Annotated in this window: 14 protein-coding genes; 7 read left to right on the top strand and 7 right to left on the bottom strand. The window is 41.0% G+C overall.

What is annotated here, in order from left to right; genetic code table 11:
- Positions 1-49 precede the first annotated feature (49 nt).
- The 3 genes from H5126_RS04430 (at position 50) to H5126_RS04420 (ending at position 3,416) form a co-directional block, all read left to right on the top strand.
- Positions 50-1,933 (top strand): propionyl-CoA synthetase, encoded by a 1,884-nt coding sequence (locus H5126_RS04430; protein ID WP_182720511.1) that lies wholly within the window; start codon positions 50-52, stop codon positions 1,931-1,933.
- Positions 1,934-2,108: 175 nt separating this feature from the next.
- Positions 2,109-2,966, top strand: coding sequence for an MBL fold metallo-hydrolase (locus H5126_RS04425; RefSeq protein ID WP_182720510.1), 858 nt, complete (start codon positions 2,109-2,111; stop codon positions 2,964-2,966).
- A gap of 216 nt (positions 2,967-3,182) precedes the next feature.
- Positions 3,183-3,416 (top strand): hypothetical protein, encoded by a 234-nt coding sequence (locus H5126_RS04420; RefSeq protein ID WP_182696147.1) that lies wholly within the window; start codon positions 3,183-3,185, stop codon positions 3,414-3,416.
- A gap of 517 nt (positions 3,417-3,933) precedes the next feature.
- Here the strand turns inward: H5126_RS04420 and H5126_RS04415 are convergent.
- The 6 genes from H5126_RS04415 to H5126_RS04390 all read right to left on the bottom strand — a co-directional run bounded on the left by H5126_RS04415 (position 3,934) and on the right by H5126_RS04390 (position 12,463).
- Entirely contained in the window at positions 3,934-4,608 is a 675-nt protein-coding gene (locus tag H5126_RS04415) for a hypothetical protein (protein ID WP_182720509.1), read from the bottom strand.
- A 191-nt stretch (positions 4,609-4,799) separates the two neighbouring features.
- On the bottom strand, positions 4,800-6,092 hold the full coding sequence (locus H5126_RS04410; RefSeq protein ID WP_182720508.1) for a HAMP domain-containing sensor histidine kinase: 1,293 nt from the start codon (positions 6,090-6,092) through the stop codon (positions 4,800-4,802).
- Positions 6,089-6,772, bottom strand: coding sequence for a response regulator transcription factor (locus H5126_RS04405; RefSeq protein ID WP_024596691.1), 684 nt, complete (start codon positions 6,770-6,772; stop codon positions 6,089-6,091). The genes H5126_RS04410 and H5126_RS04405 overlap by 4 nt, the downstream gene beginning before the upstream one ends.
- Entirely contained in the window at positions 6,772-9,960 is a 3,189-nt protein-coding gene (locus H5126_RS04400) for an efflux RND transporter permease subunit (RefSeq protein ID WP_182720507.1), read from the bottom strand. The genes H5126_RS04405 and H5126_RS04400 overlap by 1 nt, the downstream gene beginning before the upstream one ends.
- Positions 9,960-11,105 carry an efflux RND transporter periplasmic adaptor subunit gene (locus H5126_RS04395; protein ID WP_182720506.1) on the bottom strand — a complete coding sequence of 382 codons (1,146 nt, stop codon included), beginning with the start codon at positions 11,103-11,105 and terminating at the stop codon, positions 9,960-9,962. Before H5126_RS04395 ends, H5126_RS04400 begins: the two co-directional genes overlap by 1 nt.
- On the bottom strand, positions 11,102-12,463 hold the full coding sequence (locus tag H5126_RS04390) for a TolC family protein (protein ID WP_182720505.1): 1,362 nt from the start codon (positions 12,461-12,463) through the stop codon (positions 11,102-11,104). The genes H5126_RS04395 and H5126_RS04390 overlap by 4 nt, the downstream gene beginning before the upstream one ends.
- 153 nt (positions 12,464-12,616) lie before the next feature.
- Here H5126_RS04390 and H5126_RS04385 point away from each other — a divergent pair, with 153 nt between their 5' ends.
- From H5126_RS04385 to H5126_RS04370, 4 genes are all read left to right on the top strand, one after another.
- Positions 12,617-13,309, top strand: a complete 693-nt coding sequence (locus tag H5126_RS04385) for a hypothetical protein (protein ID WP_259413324.1) — start codon at positions 12,617-12,619, stop codon at positions 13,307-13,309.
- Positions 13,310-13,506: 197 nt separating this feature from the next.
- On the top strand, positions 13,507-16,251 hold the full coding sequence (locus tag H5126_RS04380; protein WP_182720503.1) for a cadherin-like domain-containing protein: 2,745 nt from the start codon (positions 13,507-13,509) through the stop codon (positions 16,249-16,251).
- Between the two features lie 16 nt (positions 16,252-16,267).
- The gene (locus H5126_RS04375; RefSeq protein WP_182720502.1) at positions 16,268-18,946 is read left to right on the top strand and encodes a TonB-dependent receptor plug domain-containing protein; all 2,679 of its coding nucleotides are present in this window, start codon (positions 16,268-16,270) and stop codon (positions 18,944-18,946) included.
- Positions 18,939-20,006, top strand: coding sequence for a cytochrome-c peroxidase (locus tag H5126_RS04370; protein WP_182720501.1), 1,068 nt, complete (start codon positions 18,939-18,941; stop codon positions 20,004-20,006). Before H5126_RS04375 ends, H5126_RS04370 begins: the two co-directional genes overlap by 8 nt.
- Here H5126_RS04370 and H5126_RS04365 read toward each other — a convergent pair.
- A complete protein-coding gene (locus H5126_RS04365) occupies positions 20,001-20,918 on the bottom strand; it encodes a LysR family transcriptional regulator (RefSeq protein ID WP_220488585.1) in 918 nt (305 codons plus the stop codon). The genes H5126_RS04370 and H5126_RS04365 overlap by 6 nt on opposite strands.
- Between the last annotated feature and the right edge of the window lie 20 nt (positions 20,919-20,938).

Here is a 20,938-nt window from a genome sequence, read left to right as displayed (position 1 = left end):
TACATTTTGTAAGGTCTCTCACACACAAATTTAGTTTTAGGAGCCTTACATGTCAGGCAAATATAAACAGCAATATAATGGTTTTAAACAAAACCCAGCCCAATTTTGGCTCGAACAAAGTAAAAATATTCCGTGGTATAACCCCCCCACAAAAGCATACACACAAGACGACGACGGGCTTTACCATTGGTTTAGTGACGGGCAATTAAACACCAGTTTTTTAGCACTAGACCAACACGTTATTGCCGGATTTGGCGAGCAAACTGCACTGATTTACGACTCCCCAGTCACTAATACAAAGCAAACTTATAGCTACTCACAACTACAACAAGAAGTTGCTAGATTTGCAGGCGTAATACAATCGTTAGGTGTTACAAAAGGCGACCGCGTTGTTATTTATATGCCAATGATCCCACAAGCTGTTATTGGTATGTTGGCGTGCGCTCGTCTTGGGGCTATTCATTCGGTGGTATTTGGTGGGTTTGCTGCACACGAATTAGCTGTACGCATTGATGATGCCAAGCCCAAACTTATACTTAGCGCCTCATGCGGTGTTGAAGTAAACAGCGTTATTGAATACCAACCACTTATTGATAACGCAATAGACTTAGCAGCGCACAAAGTAGAACACTGCGTTATTTATCAGCGTCCACAAGTAACCGCCACTCTTAAGCCTAAACGAGACATAGATTGGACTCAGGCAATGCAAACGGCTGCAAGCGCAGATCCGGTGCCTGTAAATGGAGATGATCCGCTTTATATTTTATATACCTCAGGCACGACAGGCACACCCAAAGGCGTAGTACGCGAAAATGGCGGTCACGCAGTGGCAATGCAATACAGCATGGCAACCGTTTATGGTATGAAGCCCGGCGACGTATTTTGGGCAGCGTCTGACATTGGCTGGGTAGTTGGGCACTCTTATATAGTTTACGCACCGCTAATGTATCGCTGCGCGACCGTATTATATGAAGGTAAACCCGTTAAAACGCCCGATGCTAGTGCATTTTGGCGCGTGGTAGAAGAATATAAAGTAAATGCATTATTTAGTGCCCCCACTGCATTTAGAGCAATCAAAAAAGAAGATCCAAATGCCGATGGTTTTAATCAATACGATACCTCAAGCTTAAAACGTTTATTTTTAGCTGGCGAGCGGTTGGACCCTCCCACTTACGAGTGGCTTAAAGAAAAAACCAAACTGCCAGTGCTCGATCATTGGTGGCAAACAGAAACCGGCTGGGCTATTGCTTGTAACCCTTTAGGGCTTGAGTACTTAGCAACAAAACCTGGTAGTTCTACCGTCCCTACTCCAGGTTTTGACGTGCGAATATTAGATATGGATGGCAATGAATGCGCAGCTAACGAGCAAGGCGCCGTGGTAATTAAACTGCCACTACCACCGGGTTGCCTACCAACTATTTGGCAAGATACCCCGCGCTTTAAAGCAAGCTACCTAAATGAATACGAAGGTTATTATTTATCTGGCGATGGCGGCTATATTGATGAAGACGGCTACCTATTTATTATGGGCAGAACCGACGACGTTATAAATGTAGCAGGACATAGGCTTTCTACCGGCGAAATGGAAGAGATAGTAGCCGCGCACCCTGCTGTTGCTGAATGCGCTGTTTTTGGTGTGAACGATCCTCTAAAGGGGCAACTTCCTATGGGAATGATCGTGCTTAAAAATGATTTTATGGGCTCAAGTACCGACGTAGAACAAGCGCTTGTTTTAAGTGTTCGTAATCAGATTGGCGCTATTGCGTGCCTTAAAAATATAGTTAGCGTAGATAGGTTACCTAAAACACGCTCGGGTAAAATACTGCGCAAAAATTTGCGCCAATTGGTTGATGGCGAAGAGCTACAAATACCTTCAACCATAGATGATGCCAGTATCTTTGAAGAAATAAACCAACAACTAACACAAAGATAAACCCAACCAACCTATCTAAAGCCATTTTTATAATGGCTTTTTATTTCATCCTTATATTTGATCCTTTTACTTAAGCTTAAGCTTTAATTTAACCAATAGCTGAAATTTTTTACGGCTTAATGCTTTCTTCTTTTAATAGCGTTATTAATTTAATCAATTTAAAAAGGAATGGTGTATGCCCCGCTTGCTACAAAAACTATTAACCACAGCCCTATTGTTTATAGGCTTTGCCACACAAGCCTATGAAATAGAAGACTTAGGAGATGGCTTACACCGCTTTATAGACGACAGACACCGCTCAGTATTTTTAATCACTTCTGAGGGCGCAATTGTTACCGACCCGCTTAATAAAAAAGCCGCCACCTGGTTAAACGAGCAAATTAAAACCCGCTATAACGTACCGGTAAAGTATGTAATTTATAGCCATAATCACAGCGATCATATTTACGGCGCCGAGGTATTTAAAAGCCCGCACACCACGTTTGTAGCGCATAAACTCGCTGCGCAAGATATTAAAAACACGCAAATGAAAACAGTAACGCCCAGCCTTACTTTTGATGACGAGCTACTACTTACCCTTGGTGATTTCACAGTAAAGCTTAACTACCATGGTCCAAACGATGGTCGTGGTTCGGTTAGTATATTATTCGAAAAGCAAAAAACACTATTTGTAGTTGATTGGATTGTTATTGGCAGAATGCCATGGCAAAAACTGTGGAGTTACGATATTCAAGGCATGATTAATTCAACTCAAGCGGTACTCAAATATGACTTTAATACTTTTGTAGGCGGACATGCCGATATTGGCAGTAAAGCAGATGTAGCGCGTTACTTAAGTTATTTAGAGCTTTTGTATAGCCAAGTAACCGCAGGCGTTTTAGCCGGTAATACGCTTGACGAAATTAAACAAAATGTAAAATTAGACCAATTTAGTGACTTTAAACAGTTTGATGCATGGTTACCACTTAACATAGAAGGCGTGTACGAGCGTTTAATGGAAGAGTCTGGTATGGGTTGGCGCAGCGATTTATAAGTTTGAACTCAGTGGACTAAGCTCTGAGCTCTAAACTCAATATTGTAAGCATTGGTATTGGCGTATTTAACGCAGTACCAATGTACTTATTAATTAGTTAAATAGACGTCAAAAGCCATATAAGTCACCTTTACAATATCCTTACGTTTGCTTACAGCACTATACAAAAAAAAGTTTATCCTAGGCTTTGTGTTAAGCTACATAGGACTAATAAACATGAACTTATCTTTAAAAGTAGTTTTAGTAATGACGACCGCGCTTATTATGAGCGGCTGCACAGTATATCAACATGGTCCCAGTGCGCATAAACCACATAAAAAAGTCGTTAAAGTAGTTACGCCTGCTTTAGTAACTGAGCACAACTCTCCCAACATTGTGATCGTAAAAGCCAAGCCCACAAAACAAGCCTGCACTAAACACGATGATCATTGGCATTGTAAGGCTCGATAAAAACTCTTTGATTGAGTAAAATTAGCAATCTAAACGTTACTAATATCCGCTTGCGATCTTATTTTCAGCTACTTCCATACTTTTCTAAAATACTGAAAAAACCTGACTAGCAAAACTCGAAAGCATGGTTAATTAGCGTTCATACTTTTAATTTCCTCTATTGTGTACGGAAGGCTCTTCCTATGCGCGACTGAGTAGTAATTAGAGCATAACGGGATCAAATCTTTTATTGGGCAAACTACATTATTTTTAGTTATGTCATATCCAGTTAAAGCTCCTTTAAGTTCGCCTTTAACATAAGCATGGAGTATTTTCATTGTTTCGTAGCCACCACCTCTTTCAGGAGCAACTATTTTTAATACATTTCCTGAATCCAGCGATGGCTCTTAGACTCAACGAGAAAAGACTTTAAAACTTTAAACTCGATATCCTCCATAAGACTTCCGTGAGCTAATTAATAGCAGCAAGAGCAGGTTTACTTTAAGTGCTTTAAAACCGTTCATATTGATTGTTTATGCTAGATTTTTTCAGAATAGAACTTAAGGAAACGATAGTAAAACTCGGCTCTCCCACTATCACAAGATACTACCAAACTTCCGTCATATAAGTATTTAAGTGCATTTTCAACCGAAGCTTCAATTAAGTCTACCAACATCACAGGATTGACAATCGTAGACATGCTGTTATTTAGGTTATTAAAATCACCATCCCATGGTATGTCTGGATACTTTATCAAATCATCTGAATTTTTATCAAATACGAAACTATGATTTGGTTGGTTAGGTCGTTCAGCTTTCGATAAACATGATGCCGTATGCAAAAATGAATTTCTTAATGCATATAATGTTTTTGTATCTCTATCATTCTCAGAAAAACCACAAAAATAATATAGAGACTTTTTTATTGAGCTTGCATTAATGTCACTATAAGTAGGGATATCACTTCTTGAACAACAAAAACCAAGCTGATCTAAAACAGTGAATGCTGAAGCAAGGGGTAGAAAATTCTGAGAATATCTATAAAATTTAGCGTGCCTGATCTCTCCTATAACTAAAGGAAGAACAGATTGTATTTGTCCATGCTTTATGTCGTTATAGTCTCGAGCATTTAGATGAACAAATGCTAGTTCATTAAAAGTAAGCTCTTTTAGAACCTTATCTTTAATTGAATTATAATAGTCGATATATTGCATGTTACTCCATTAACCCTAATAATTTAGTAGCACATAATTCACGTGTATTTCCATTCGCGCTACACTCGCATCCTTTCTATTTATAGTTTTAGCAAATTACTTAACACATTACTATCACTAAGTTTTTTATATTCTCAGCGTTAAATTAAATATTTTTGAATGTAAAAAACCTAAGTATTAAAAAAAGCGTATTAACTAAAATCGACCACCACTTCATAACGCCCAGGCATGTCGTTTACTTCGTATACCCAACCGTGTCGTTTTATTATTTTTTCGCTTAACTCTAATCCTAAACCGTAGCCAATATTAGCTGGCTTGTCTGTGTTATTAGTCGCGTGTGGCATATCAGTTTGTGCGCTACTATTTACTATAATCACACGGCTACCCTGCTGAGTAATTCGCACTTGCCCTTGTTGTGTATGCTGATACGCATTACGTATTAAGTTAGTAAGCACAATGTGGCATGCGGTGGCTTCGGTATTAATAGTTGTACTATGGTTATCGGTATTTATAAGTACATCAACTTGTTTTGAATTGAGTAAATAATCGAGTTCGTTACTCAAGGTCGTTATTTTTTCGGCTAGGTTTACAGGCTCTGGTGCACTTTGCTGGTCGTCATTTCTGCTAAGCCACAATAACGTCTCAGTTAAATCGCTCATAGTTAAACCGGCGCGCTCTATTCGCTGCAGTGTAAGTTGCTGTTTATCGCTTAAAGGCGCTTTTTCGCTTAAGCGGTTAAGTAACTCAACGTTGCTGCGAATAACCGAAATTGGCGTACGTAACTCGTGGCTCGCATAACTTAAAAAGCGCTGCTCTCGCTCAAGGCTGTCGTGAGCAGAAAGCAAGCTACTGCGTATTAGCGTTGCCAAGGTATTTAGTTCGTTATAGGTAAAGTCGGGCGGCGTGTTTTGTAAATTATTTTGATTTAGCGACTTAGCCCAACCGCGTAGTGACTCTACTGGTTTAGCTATTTTTTTCATTACCATAAACAAAAAGAAGGTAAATAAAGCAATTGCCGTAACCCCTGTTAACGCTATCCATGCCAACTTTTTTATAGGTTTATCGGGTGAGCTTTGTTTTTTAAGGCGCTCTTTTTCAAGCATAATACGTGATACGTAACGGGGCTCCCCTGCAGGGTTTTGAAAATACGCTACAAAATAGAGGTCTTCCGGCATTGAAAAAAACGATGGTTTTACTTTGCTTTTTTGTAGTACGCCAATCTCTGTAGGCTTTGTAAAGCGTTGCTGAATTTCGCTTGGCATGTCTTCCCAGCGACTCGCTATTTTAAAGCCAATCATTTCTGCAGGTTCACCGTTTTTAACCTCAGTAGATTGCGAAAGCGCATGCATTACGCCATTTAACCCTCGGTCTAAGCCATCAATAAAATAATTAACACTTAAAAACGAAAAACCAATTGCCATTAATGAACTTAAAAGCACCATGGTGGCAAAAAAATACAACCTCAGGCTGGGTCTAATTTTCATGCTTGTGTCCCATTTTTTAATTTTAGCGCAAACCCTACACTGGGTATTGTTTCTAGTACGGCTTGGCAATGCGCTTGCTCTAGCTGTTTACGCAAATGATGAATATGCACTTTTAAGCTATTGCTGTCTGGCTGATCGTCTCCCCATATTGCTTGCATAATTACCTGTCGGGTTACCGGTTTTTGCTGCTCTCGTACAAGCACTTCTAATAACTTAAAAGTAATGGGTGATAACTTTAAACTGTGCGCAGCCACTGTTGCTGTATGCGCGGTTAAATTAAGTGTTAAATTAGCAAAGGTAAGTCGCTTAACCTCTCCACTTTTACGCTTTGCTAATACTTGAACCCGCGCTACTAGCTCTTTCATCGCAAATGGTTTTACTAAATAGTCGTCACTACCGGCTGCAAACCCCTCAAGCTTATTGTCGAGGCTATCGCGCGCTGTCAGCATTAATACAGGTATATCAATGCCTTGCTCACGCAATGATTTACACATGGTTAAACCGTCCATTTTGGGCATGTTTACATCTAATATAATCATTTGATATTGATTACGTTCTATTAAATTTAAACCCATTACGCCATTGCTTGCATGGTCACACTCTATTGACTCAATTTCGAGATAATCAACAATGGTGGTTGCCAAATCTATGTCGTCTTCAACCAGTAGTACGTTTATCATTAAGAGGCTACTTCCTGCGTTTTATTTTTAGCACCTAGCGATATTAGCACAGCATCAATACCGCGTTTAGCATCGGTTTGAATCATCAATAATGCCGGTATAAGTATTAAGGTAATAACCGTGGCGAACAAAATACCGTAGCCAAGTGATGCCGCAGCAGGGATTAAAAACTGTGCCTGCATTGAGGTTTCGCTAAGTAGCGGCACTAAGCCTGCGTACGTCGTAATTGAGGTAAGTAATACCGCACGTAATCGGCTCGTACACGACTCAACTATCGCATCGTGCGTGCTCATGCCCTCTTCTTTTACTAGTTCGTTAAAGCGTGAAACAAGTAATAAGCTGTCGTTTACAACTACCCCACTGAGCGCCAAAATACCATTTAATGACAATATACTAATGGTTAAGTCGTTCCACCAATGTCCTAAAATAGCGCCCACAATGCCAAACGGAATTGCTACCATAATCAACATAGGTTGAATGTACGATTTAAGCGGAATAGCCAGCAACACGTAAATAACTAATAAAGCGGCTACAAACATAGTGCTCATTGAGCTGGTGGTTTCGCTTTGTTGCTCTGCCTCTCCTGCAAAATACACACTTAAGTTAGGAAATTGCTGTGTTAACTCAGGAATTAAGTCGCGCTTTAAGTTAGCAACTAACTCGTTTGGAGCAATCACGTTTTTATCTACTTGGGCGCTTAAATAAATTGCACGAAGTCCATCAATGCGGGTTATTTCATCTTGCTGATATTCACTGCTTACTGTGGCTACGTTAACTAAAGGGACAACGGTGCCATCAGGCAGGCGAATACGCGACTGCATTATATCGGCAGGTGTTTTACGAGCATCTTCTGGGTAGCGTACACGTACTTTAACTTCGTCTTTATTACGTTGGTAGCGCTGTACAACTGCACCACCAAAGGCTTGCAGTACTTGCTTTGATAAACTAGCTGTATCCATGCCAAGCGCGCGCCCTTGTGCATTTAGGGTAAATTTAAGTTGTGGCTGACCTGGGTTTAAGTTGTCGTCTATTCCGTTAACGCCTGCGGTATTTTGTAAGCGCTCCTTAAATAGTGCGCCCGCCGCCATTACGGTTTCGTCGTCCCACGCTTTAAGCTCAACTTTAAAGTTATCAACCATTTTACGCGTGGCTAATATTTGTAATTTTTTACTGCCCTCAAGGCTACCTGCTACGCGCTGCCACTCTTGAGCAAATTCGCTTGCTGTAAAAGCGCCTTCGTTTAATAGCTCAACGCTTACTTCACCGCTGGTGTCGCTGCTACTAATGACTTGTAGGCTGGTTATTTCGCTTTTGTCAGAGCTCAACTTAGTCATTAAGTTTTGCTCAGCTTGTAATGCACTTTGCTCAAGCGTTAGTAAGTTTGTGTTTGTTTGCCCATAAGCGGCGTCGTTTTGCATAACCAAATCGGCTGTTACAGTATCGCCTGCAATACTTGGGAAAAAACCAACTTTAACTGTGCCTGTCATCGGCATGCCAATAACTAATATAAAAAAGGCGATAAACGCAGCCACTACGGCGTATCTAAAGCGCAGTGAAAATTCAATAACCTTGCAGTAAATGTTTTTACTAAACCAGCTTAAGCCGCTATCAGCACCATGTTGTATTTTTGACCACAGACCTGCTAAGCCTTTTTTAACTTGGCGTTTAGTACTAATGTGGGCTAAATGCGAGGGTAAAATAAGTTTTGATTCAACAACTGAAAGCAGTAAACAAATGGTCACTACAGTGGCAAATTGAGAATAAATTTTACCTAAGTTGCCCGACACATTCGAAAGCGCTACAAACGCAGCCACCGTGGTTAACACCCCAAATATTGTTGGCACAGCAACCTTCATGGTACCTAAAACTGTATTATTTAATGTATCGCCATGCTTTTTACGTGTGGTGTAAATACTCTCGCCTACAACAACGGCATCGTCTACCACTATGCCCAGCGCCATAATAAAACCAAAGGTGGTCATTTCGTTTATGGTTAGTGCGGTGTAGCCATCGGTCATAAAATAAAGCGTACCAAAAAATACAAACGGCAAGCCACCAGCAACCCACAGCGCTACGCGTACGTTTAAAAATATGGCAAGTATTACAAACACCATAATAATACCGGTCACGGCATTTTTAGTAAGTAGCGATAAACGCTCGGTGATCATGGTGCTTTTGTCGTGCCAGCTTTCAAGCTCTACGTTTTGAGGTAATAAACCGCTTTCGTGCCATTTATCTATTACGCTATTAGCTTGCTTAACAATGGTAGTTATATCGCTGTTATCGCCCATTAAAATTTCAACGCCTACGGCATTTTGTTGGTTATAACGGCTTAATGAGTTGCTATCTTCGGCAAATGAGTCGGTAACTGTGGCTACATCTCCTAACTTAATTTGTGTGCCTGATGCGGTTGTTAACAATACAATATTGGCAAAGTCGCGCTGCCAGTAAGCTTGGTCGGCGGCTTTTAAGCGTATAATTTTACTGCTATCGCGCAAACTAGTCGAAAGCGGGCTTGATGACTCATTATTAATGACCTCACTTACATCACTAATAGTTAAGCCATATGCTTGTAATTTACCTTCGTCGATTTCTATGGACATCATCGGGTCGAGCACACCTGATTGCTCTACGTCGCTAATGCCTGATTGCGCTAATAAATCGGCTTTAAGTTTTTCACCCAGGTTTTGTAATGTATGGCGATCTGCATCCCCAAAAAGTTGCAGCGTTAATGCATGATCTTGCCTACGGGCTTTATCAATAACAGGTTGCTCAGCATCTGCCGGAAAGTTATTAATAGCGTCAACTTGGTTTTTAACGTCAACAAGTAACTCATCGAGTGAGTAATCAGTACTTTTTTCAATGCTTACATGGCTACCGCTAGCATCGGATGTAGAGGTAATACGTTTAATACCCGATACGGTTTCGAGCGCTTCTTCTATTTTTAACGCTATTCCTTCTTCGGCTTGCAATGCATCGCCACTGTCGTAAACCACCGATACCGAAATAGTATCTGGCTCTAAACTCGGAAAAGCCTCTTTACGTAAAGTCGTAAGCGACATAATACCCATTACAATCACACTAACTAACAATAAGTTAGCGGCAACAGAGTTATTTGCAAACCAATTAATAATACCGTGCAGCGGGTTATTATTACTGGGTATTTGAGGTGGTTGATGAGGGCTCATTATTGTATCTCCTCAACTATTGGATTTACTTTCATGTCGTTTAAGTAACTAACAAGTGGGCGCGCCACCACATTTAGATTTTTAGCACCATCTACTGGCGTAATATATACGTAATCCCCACGCTCAAATACTTTATTAGCGTGTGTGCTTACTAAGCTATTTTGATCATTTACGTACCAAATTAAGCCATCTTGAGATACCGCCGAAGCAGGCAGTTTTATTACGTTACTTAACTGCTTACCGGCAATTTCTACCGCTAAAAATGTACCAGGCAGTAACGGCGTTGTTTGCTCAAACGGTTTATCTAAGGCAACAATTACGCTGCGTTGGCGCGAGCTGTCATCAAGGTGTTGCTCAAAACGTGCAATATAACCGTTCCATTTAGTATTAGTGGTTACATCACTTAAAATAACCTCGCCTGATTTATTATTTGCTAGGTTTTGCCACTGACTTAATGAAAGCGGCACCGTTATTTCTACTTTGTCAGTGCTGTTTAGCGTGGCAAGCGTATCGCCAATACTCACATAAGTACCTAAATCTATATCGCGCGATAAAATAACAGCGTCAAATGGTGCACTTAACTGGGTGTTATTTACATCACGCTGTGCGGTTTTAAGTGCATATTGTGCGTTATCGAGCGTAGCTTGCGCGGCTTCTAGTTGTAGCGTTCTAAATACAAGCGGCGAGCTTGGCGCTTGCGTAACGCCTGAGCGATCCCATTCACGTTTTGCTTGATTACCTAAATCTTGTTCTTCTTGCAGTGCTAGTTTTGCATCAGCCAATGTTGCTTTTGCGCTAGCTAGAGCTTGTAAGTATTCGGTGTCATCAATTTGTGCAAACACCTGCCCTTTAGTTATTAAGTTACCGGTCGAAAATTGCTCGCTCATACTGGTTACTTCGCCTTTAACTTGTGCTTTTAAGCTAAGTGACCAATGCGCTTTAGCTTCACCGTGGCCGCTAACATAAGCCTGATAAGTGCTCGGAGCTGCATTAATTACCGATACATTTGGGGCAATAGCTTTAATAGCGGCAGGTTGTGGACTATTTGCTTTTTCAGCCATTTTTTGACCGTTATACATAATAGCAAGCCCTATACAAACAATAGCAACAAGCGTTACAACAACCGGTGTTGGCGAAATTTTCATGACGATACTCCAAGGCCCAAAGCGAGGCCTAAATCTATGCGGTTAGTTAAAAGGGTGTAGTTTATTTGGCTAAGCTGGGCTTGCAGGTCGTATACTTTTTGTTGCACTGTTAGCAAATCTAAAATATCAACCAAACCTTGTTGATACTTACTTTGATAGTTACTAAAGCTGCGTTTAGCGCTAGCAAGTGCATTGCTAATTTGCAGTTGCTGCTCGGTTAATGATTGCTCCTGCCCAAGTGCATTTTCAACTTCGTTTACAGCACTTAGCAGCGTATCTTGGTACTGCCAAAACGCTTGCTCGGCATTTAATTTTGCAATATCAACTTGCGCACGCAGTGCTCCACCTTCAAATAAAGGGGCACTTAAACTGCCTAATAAACTCCACACTGGGCTGGTTAATAATGATTGGCTTGGCGTGCTTGCAAAATCACTCAGTGATGCCGAAAGCGAAATACTCGGTAGTAGCTCTTTGTACGATACATCAACCAAGTAATGCTTTGCCTGAATGTTGTAATAGGCACTTTGTAAGTCAGGTCGGCGCGCTAAATCTTGCTCTGGTAATGTACTTAATGGCTCAATAACGCTTGGTAGTGTTAATGTATTTGGCAGGTTTTGAAGTTTATCAGTGCCTACAATTAGCATTAAAGTACGCTTTGCTTTTGCTATTTGTTCTTTGTAATCGGCAATGGTTGCGCGAGTAGATGCCGTGCTAGTACGGGCGGTATCAAGCGCTTCTAAATCACCTAATCCATATTGGTAGCGCTCTACAATACTTTGCTCATTATTTTGTAAAACAACTAAACGTTGTTGCTCTATATCGAGCAAATTTTGCTGCAAAATAATGTTTAAATACGTGCGTATCACGCTGGCTACTAAGGTGTCTTTAGCGCCTTGATAAGTAGCTTGATTACTGGCAATAGTCATATCTTGCGCGGCTACATTGTCAGCAATTTTTTGCCATATATCGGCTTCCCAACTTATACCTACTGATGAGCTGTATTGCGTGCCTTCGGTTTTACTGCGCTGCGCGTCAAATCCTGCATCTACACTAAACCACTGACTTGCAGCGGTTACATCACGCTGCGCATAAGCTAGTTTTAATGCAACATGCACTTGATTAAACGATGGGTTATTAGTAACAGCTTGCTCAATAAGCGAATCAAGCCCTTCAATATCCACCAAATCGGTAATGTAATTTACTTGCTGTGCGTTACTTTGCGTGTACTGCCAGTTTGTATGTTGCTTTAGCGACTGCTCAGTACTATTACCTTGATAGCTTGGCTGACTACTACATGCAGCAAGTGTACAACTAAGTGCAAGTAAAAAACCAGTTGAGTGCTTTTTAAAATAAACCATTTAACTATGCCTAATTCGTACTATTACACATAGCTTATTAGGTCGAGGGTTAAGAAGGGGTTAAAAGGAGTTAACTTACTTTAGACAAATTAGTATTTGCCTCGCTTAGCCAAATTACGTAGCCTTTGGCAAAAATACTCATTCAAAACCCACATGCAAAAATTAATTTTTACTCTTTTTTTAATATTCCCAGCTTTATTACAGGCTAAAGTCACTTTAAGCGATAAAACGCTTATTTATAGTGGTCAAATCAACAAACAAAATAACAATACAGCAGCTGAGCTGTTAAAAAACAATCCCACAATTAATACCTTTACTATTACCAGCGGCGGCGGAAACATAGCTTTAGGAATGGATTTAGCCGAGCTAATTTTGGCGCATAAATTAACCGTAAATATAAAGCAGTTTTGTTTTTCATCGTGTGCTAATTATGTGTTGCTTGCTGGGCACCCTACTACAATAGAACCTAATGCAATTATCGGTTGGCATGGAGATGCAGCCTCAGCAAAATGGTTAGATAGTGATATTGATGCCATGGTAAAGCATTTAGAAGAGCCGCAAAAAAACCAAAAGTGGGAAGAATTACGTGCTCATTACGATGAGGTAATTAATAAAGCAAGCCTGCGCGAAAAAGCCCTATACAAAAAATTAAACGTAAATCATGATTTACTCACTGTAGGGTTAAAACCCAATTTACGCAGCGCAGCTATAAAGCAACGTGCCCGTGGCTGGACGTATTCACCTAAAGTGCTTAACTATTTTGGAATTAGCAATATTAGCTATAATAATTGGCAACCTCGCTCAGCTAAAAACTTCCCCCTTCTTATTATTAACGATCTTAAATAATTAATTGGTTCCCCTCCATTTAGTAACACTCTCTTATTTGCAATATAAACCCTGTTAAGCGCAGGGTTTTGCTTTTTAGGGACATTTTAACCTCAATTGAATACTCACTATTTATAATACAAATACAGATTAAACTTTTAAATCTAATTGATATCAGTTATCATTCGCAACATCATTAACTTTTTATATTAACAATAATGAACAAGCTAATTAAGTTTACCCCAATATTATGCGCCCTTGCTTTAGCTGGCTGTGGTGGTGGCTCTGGCAACACAGCCCCGCAGTTTGCACAACCTAATTTAAGCTTTACTGTAAACGAAGACACTCCATTTACTGCTCAAGTAACAGCCACCGACGACGATACCCTTAGCTACACACTTGCTAATGCACCAAGTAACGGCACTATAGCAGTAGAAGCAAATGGTCAATTTACGTATACGCCTTTTAGTAATTATTATGGCGAAGATACCGCGACCATTAGCGCAAGCGATGGCAACTTAACAGCAAATGTTGTGGTACGTTTTAGCGTAGAAAATGTTAATGATGCACCACAGTTACTAACCACTAACGTGTTTGTTACCTCTTCAACCACCACGCAAGGGATTATTACTACGCAAGATTTAGATGGTGACACCGTAACTATTAGCTTAATTACACCACCTAGTAATGGCGTAATGAGCATAAATAGCACCACGGGTGAATTTACCTATGAGGCACAAACTCTAAGCAGCATTGATGAGCAATTTGAAATTAGTTACACAGATGGCCTAATTAGCGAGCCATTAACTGCAATTATTTCGTTAAGCCCTTCTTATGTAACTAACGAAGACAAACTTAATTATTACTACAGTTCTAGACTATCTCATCTAAAACAAGCAGATGAACTAAGCGCAAATATTGCTGACGAACTGTCTCGTTACGATATATACGCAACCCAAGCTGCGGCCTATGCGCGTGCAGGATTTTTAGATACTGCTAACGACTATTTAGCACTTATAAACGAGCAAACGGCGCGTTCTTCGGCACTAAAAGATGTGGCGCAAGCACTTGATGAAATAGGCCAAACAGAGCAAGCAAACGATTACCGCGTCCAGGCGGTAGCGGCCTACAACCAATACTTAGCTGATAAAGGTTTCGATAACATTGCCTCATCAGACGCATCAGCACTTTACTCTTTAGTAAAAAGCTACCTAGACGCCGATCAAGTCTCGCAAGCAAGTAATTTGTTGAATACAATTTCGTTATACGCTGAGCAAGTACGCGAAGACGAATACACATCAAGCTATGGCTACTTTTTAAATAGCGTACGCTTATCAATAGATGATGCCCTACAAAGCTATGCACAAAGCCTAGATGAAAGCGATTTAACTCAAGCCAAATTACTTGCCAATAACTACGCGCAACTTGCGGTAAAAACGGGTTACAGACTTGTACGTAGCGGCGAATACGAAGGCCAACCATACGAGCAATACAAAACGTTGCACGGGGCTTGGGCTGCGCAATACCTTTATAGAGCTGGCGAATTTGAAGCAGCAAAAGATTACACTAACCAAGTCCTTGCTATGTATGGCTCTACCGGTTTTGATAGTAACTACACCTACTCAGCGTCGCCATACAACGCCGCTACATTAGATAACTACACTTACCCTATTCAATTTTTAGCGGGCTTAATTGAAGGCTTATACCAAAGCGACGAAAACCCAGCAATAACGCTGTCAGACAGCGAAACCGATATAAACAACGCTCAAGAGCAAGTATATGGCTTTAATATAGCTAACCGCTTACTTGCCGGTGAAGATATAACAAGTGCCGCAGCACAAGCTCGCAGCTTTTTTACTGAAAATGGCGATTATAACGAATTCTTTAGAGCACTTACCGAACTTGATAACGTCCCAGGCACAGGCCTAATTTTAAGTGAGGCCGGCAGAAACGACTTAGCACAGCAAGTATTTACCTATGCGGGCGACTTTTTAGCCTCTGATGAATACATTAGCAAAGAGTCATCAACCACGTTTTTAACGGGTTTTAAAGGCTGTAAGTCATTAGTAAGCTTAACAGCGCGAGTTGGTGGTGATACAGCAAGTGCGGCTAATAAATGTTTAACCATACTTAATACGCTTAATGATGGCGACATACGCACGCTAAGTAATAGCTCATCAATTACGGCGCATAATCAAGTAATAGTATCGCTAATTGAAGGCGGCTTAGCGGAGCAAGTAGCCGGTGTACACAATCAACTACTTAGTTATATTGCACTAGATGAAGATACCGAAGACAGATTTGAAGCCCGCCTAGAAACCTTAGGTTACTTAGTTAATGCAAATCAAACATCGCTTGCAAGCACCACTTTAAATGATGCAATTACAGAAATAACACCTGCGTTAAATGAGTTAACAAGCGATCAGCTAGAAACTATTTTAGCCGCTGTTAAAGCCGAAGTAATTGGTTTAGAAGAAGCTCAAACAGGTGAATTTTTACGTTATTCTATGCTTTCAAGTATGGGTTCAAACGCAGCGAACATTAGCGACTTTTCAGCAAATTATAGTAATGCAAAAACACAAGCTAGCACGCTTTTAAATACGCTTCAGCCTCTTATTTTGGGCTTTGCCGATACAATTATTGCCGACAACATGGCAGACTTAGTTAACAGCTTTACGTTAATTAACGATATTACTAAATCACAAAGCCTAATAACTAATGGCGTTAATGGCGAGGCTGATCAGCTTGAGCTTTACATAGGCATGACCAACTTAGTTGCCTCACGCGATGACTTTAGAGGCATAGCTATTGCGAGCGTAGACACCGACCACGACGGCTTACCTAACTTCTTTTTACCTAATAGCAGCGATGAAAACATAGCCTTAGCAGGATTAATTGCCGACCAAGATGCCGATAACGATGGCGTCATTGATAGCGAAGACACTACCCCACTAGGTATTTAAATAAGAGCCGTAATATATGCAGACACCGACTACCCTCGCGTGTCTGCTTTTGCTTTCTCAGGGTGTATACGCCGCAGAGCAGCAACAGCAGACCGAACCAAAGCCACAGCCATGTAACGAACTTAAAGATGAGCAAAAAGAGCGCTGTGAAGCACTTGAGCATATTGAAGTAAAAGGCCAGTACATAGGCATAGAAGTACCCGAAGTTATTGGGCGTTCTTATTTAAACCGTGATTTTATAAACGCCACACCTAAAGGCAATGGCGATATAAATGAGCTAATTGCATTGCTCCCTGGCGTGCAGCTAAGTAACGAAGCGTACTCTATTGGTAGCTTAGCTGAGATCAGCGCGCCAGAAATATCAATCTCAGGGGCGCAGCCTTGGCAAACAGGGTTTTCGTTAGATGGGTTAAATTACAATAACCGCATAGACCCAGCAAGCAGCAGCCGATTAAGCTCTTCATCAGACGATGTGTCGGGTGGCGTACAAAGTATGAACGTGAACTCCGATATAGTTGAATCAATCACAGTTTACGACCATAACATACCGGCTGAATTTGGTGGTTTTTCGGGTGGTATTGTTGATAGTAAAACCAAAAGCGTATTTGCAAACAACAGCTTTAGTTTTGGCGTGCGGGGGAATCAAAGTAGCTGGGGGAGTTATCATTTTATTGAGGCTGATCAAGACAGTTCACAGCAAAATGTTGACCAAAGTACTCTTGAAGAGCCTAAATACGAAAAAATTAGCTATAACCTGCGTGCTAATAAACAAATTAATGAGCGCCATGGATTAATGATGAGCGTTAATTACTTAACCAGCGACATCAGCGATTTATCGCTAGGGGAAGTAAAAACCCAAAGCAGAACAAACATAAATGCGATTGTGAAGTATGGCTACCGAAATGGCTGGGTAGATGCACTAGATTTAACACTAATGTACTCCCCCTACGAAGTTGATAACTTTATAACGGATGCCAAAGACAGTAACTTTCATTTAGAAGGCGGTGCTATTGGCGCCGTTGCGGCATTAACTGAGCATTTTGACTTTGCATCGTGGCACAGTAATCTTAATTTTAGTATGAGTGACAGCAGCCGAGAAGGCCCAGCTCACTTTTATAGCTGGCTACAAGCCAAAGGGAAAGGTTGGGGGCAATATGCCGACCAAGGCGATGCGCAAACTCGTTACTCTCGCCAAGGGGGATATGGCGCCCTAGATAATACCCAATACACCACCAGCTGGAAAAACACCCTTGATTTTAAAACGCTGGAGTTTGCAGGCACTGAGCACCGCATTAAAGCCGGTATTGAACTTATTCGCCAAGAAGTAGAACGCGAACGCATACAAAATAGCTACAGCTACGACTCCCCTATTATATGGTCTAGCGCGAGTACGCCACTTAATTGCAGCGGTTACACACTTGATTGCCAAGCACTTCAAACCACTATTTCTATTGATGAGTTAGCAGCACAACTTGGTGGCGAAATTGATTTTAATAATCAATCGCACATTACTGCCTATACAAATAATGTAACAGCTACAGCGCAGTATTTTAATGGCCGTTTAGTCACCCCTGCCGAATACATTAACGTAACACTTAATCGTGCCTCGTTTTATGTAACCGATAGCATCACATTAGGGCAGCTAAACCTAAACTTAGGTATGCGCTACGAATATGATGACTTTTTAGCAAATCATAATATCGCGCCACGTATATCGCTGGGTTACGACGTATTTAACGACAACCGCACTATTATTAGTGCAGGCGTTAACCGCTATTACGACTCTGCCATTATTGGTTATAAAGTCAAAGAACAGCAGCGTTTTTCATATCGAGAATACCGCCCAATTGAAAACGGTTACCTGCAAGGGTGGCTACCTTCTAACTATACTGGCACGTTTAAGTACCGCTTTGATGATGTAAACACCCCGTACGATGACGAACTCGCATTAGGTATTGCACATTCATTTGAAAAAGCAGGTAATGTATCGCTTAAATATGTAAAACGTAAAAAGCATCAGCAATTTTCTCAGGTTACCGATGAAGAAGCAGGTAGCGATGGCTATAAATATATTCGTATGACCAACGAAGGTGATGGTAGCTCAGAGCGCTATTCTATTTCGTGGAGCGCGCAGTTTGGTAGCCATTCATTATGGGCTAACGCCTCATACGCTGAAAACAAAGTCTCTAACGACGACTACAATGCCACTGCTGAAAATACCCCCCTTGACGAACTCGTTTACTACGTAAATGCAAGTGGCAGCGGCGAGCTTGTAACGCTTGGACAACTTGATCAAATTCGTACAAACTTTGGCACTCCGATTACCAGTGCGCTAGGTTGGAATGTTGATTGGAGCAATTCATTAAGCACAGGGCTTAACGTAACCTTCAGTGATAGCTACACCAGCGCAGTGAGTACCGGCGCAAGCGAAAGCATAGGCCTTGAACAGAGCTGTGCAAATTGTCCTGCAGAATCAACACTTGTTGATGTATACGAAGAACAAGAAATTCGTGCCAGAACCATGCTAGGCCTTAGCCTGCGCTATAGCCACAACCTAACAAAAACCCAGTCAGTTGAAATAAGAGCAGATATTTCTAACTTGTTGAATGCACGTACTTACACAGTAAACGAAGGCGCATCTGGTATTGAGCCTGGGCGTATGTTCTGGCTAGGAGTTAGCTATAACTATGATTAGGTTATTAAGCATTTTTTTTCTGTGCTCATTTAGCTTAAACGCCACACCAACAAGTAGCCACGATTTACGCTCACTGTATAGCAAAGGCCAAGCACACTGGCCAGCTATTCAAACCAGTGATGGCAGAAGCGTTGAGCCCATGTCGCTTTTGCCTGTAGCCTCGCCAAAACCTGAGCATGTTGCTTTAGGTGACAAGCTCTTTCATGATGTGCAGCTCTCGCGTAATAATACCGTTAGCTGCGCAACCTGCCATGAGCGCGACAAAGGCTTTCATGATGGCCGCACAACCGCAGTGGGTATTGATGGGAAAATAGGCACACGCAATACCCCTGCAATTTTTGGTATAGATCAGTGGCAAAGTTTTTTTTGGGATGGTCGCGCTAAAACAGCTGAGCAACAAGCACTTATGCCCATTAGCAACCCAATTGAAATGGACTTAGATCCACAAAAAGCTTTAATGCGGGTCAATAAAGATAAAAGCTATACGGCATTTAATAAAAGTGCTTTTAATGCAAATACGCTCTCTATGGCACAAATGGCAGAAGCCCTCGTAGCTTTTGAGCGAACACTCATTGCACCTAATACTCGCTTTAAATCATTTATTAATGAGGTTCAGAGTAATCCAAAAAAAGCGCTTAGACGTTTATCCGATAATGAATTAAACGGATTACATTTATTTAGAACCAAAGCAAAATGTATGACTTGCCACAATGGCGCACTATTAAGTGACAACCAATTTCATGGCACTGGCCTTCATTATTACGGCCGTAGTTTTGAAGATAAAGGGCGGTTTAATTTTACAAATAATCCAAGTGATATAGGGTTATTTAGAACCCCTTCTCTACTTGGTTTAACTGAAACATTTCCTTGGATGCACAATGGGCTTTTTGATGACCTACTAGGCATAGTAAACATGTACAACCATGGTGGAGCAAGACCTAAGCCTAGGAAAAGCCAATTAAACGATCCACACTTTCCTAAAACGACGAAACTGTTAAAACCATTAAAACTCACCAAGCAAGAGCGTTTAGATCTTGTTGCATTTTTACGGATTTTATAAGTTTTGTAATTGCTCTATCAACCATTTATGAATAGGGCTGTTATTAGTACGCGGATGCCATGCGGCTATTACTTTAAATGTAGGGGGCAGAGCTTCTATTTTTAGCTGTTTAACTTTGCTGTTTGGTAATAATCTTGATGGGTAAAACGCGAGCATATCGGTTGTATGTAAAATGTCGGGCACCGCAGAAAAACTTGGTACCGACATTACAATATTACGTTTTAGCCCTTGGCTTTCAAACCACTGATCGTGCGATCCGCGCAAATTTGCACGAGATGGCGACACCACTAGCTGTGGATGCTTTGCAAATTGCGCCAAACTCAAAGGTTCAGTGTAAGTCGTGTTACCTATACCGGTAATACACAAATGTTGTTCTTCAAACAAAGTGATATAAGAAAGGTTGTCGGGTATAAATTCTGGAAAGCTTATCAGCAAATCAAGCTCGCCTGCCGTTATAAGTTGATTAACGTTATCTGATGCAAAGTCGCGCACAATCAACTTTAAACCTGGCGCTTCGCGGCGGGTAATATTAAATAATTGTGGCAATAAGGCCTGCGTGGCGTAGTCGGTTGCGCTTATGGTAAACACACCTTTATAAGTTTGCGGGCTAAACTGCTCGGGCTCTAGTAACGACTCTAATTGCTTTAAAATATGATTAACAGGCGCCTTGAGTCCTTGCGCTTTAGGAGTAGCAACCATGTTATTGCCTTGGCGTATAAACAAGCGATCGTCAAATAAGTCTCGTAGCTTTCGTAGTTGCTCACTAATGGCTTGTTGCGTTAACCCCATTTTTTTGGCTACTTGCGAAAGATTTTGCAGTTCTAATAAGCTACTGAGTACTCTTAACTGTTTTATATCGAGCCGACTAATACCATTCATAATTGTATGCTGCACAAAAAAGTGTTGTTTCAAATTGTATCCTTAAGTCTCTA

It is taken from the genome of Pseudoalteromonas sp. SG45-3 (genome assembly GCF_014164075.1).
In the GTDB taxonomy this organism is placed as follows: domain Bacteria; phylum Pseudomonadota; class Gammaproteobacteria; order Enterobacterales; family Alteromonadaceae; genus Pseudoalteromonas; species Pseudoalteromonas distincta.
The sequence above is the reverse complement of the archived record's forward strand: the minus strand, read 5'-3'. Positions and strand labels throughout refer to the sequence as shown.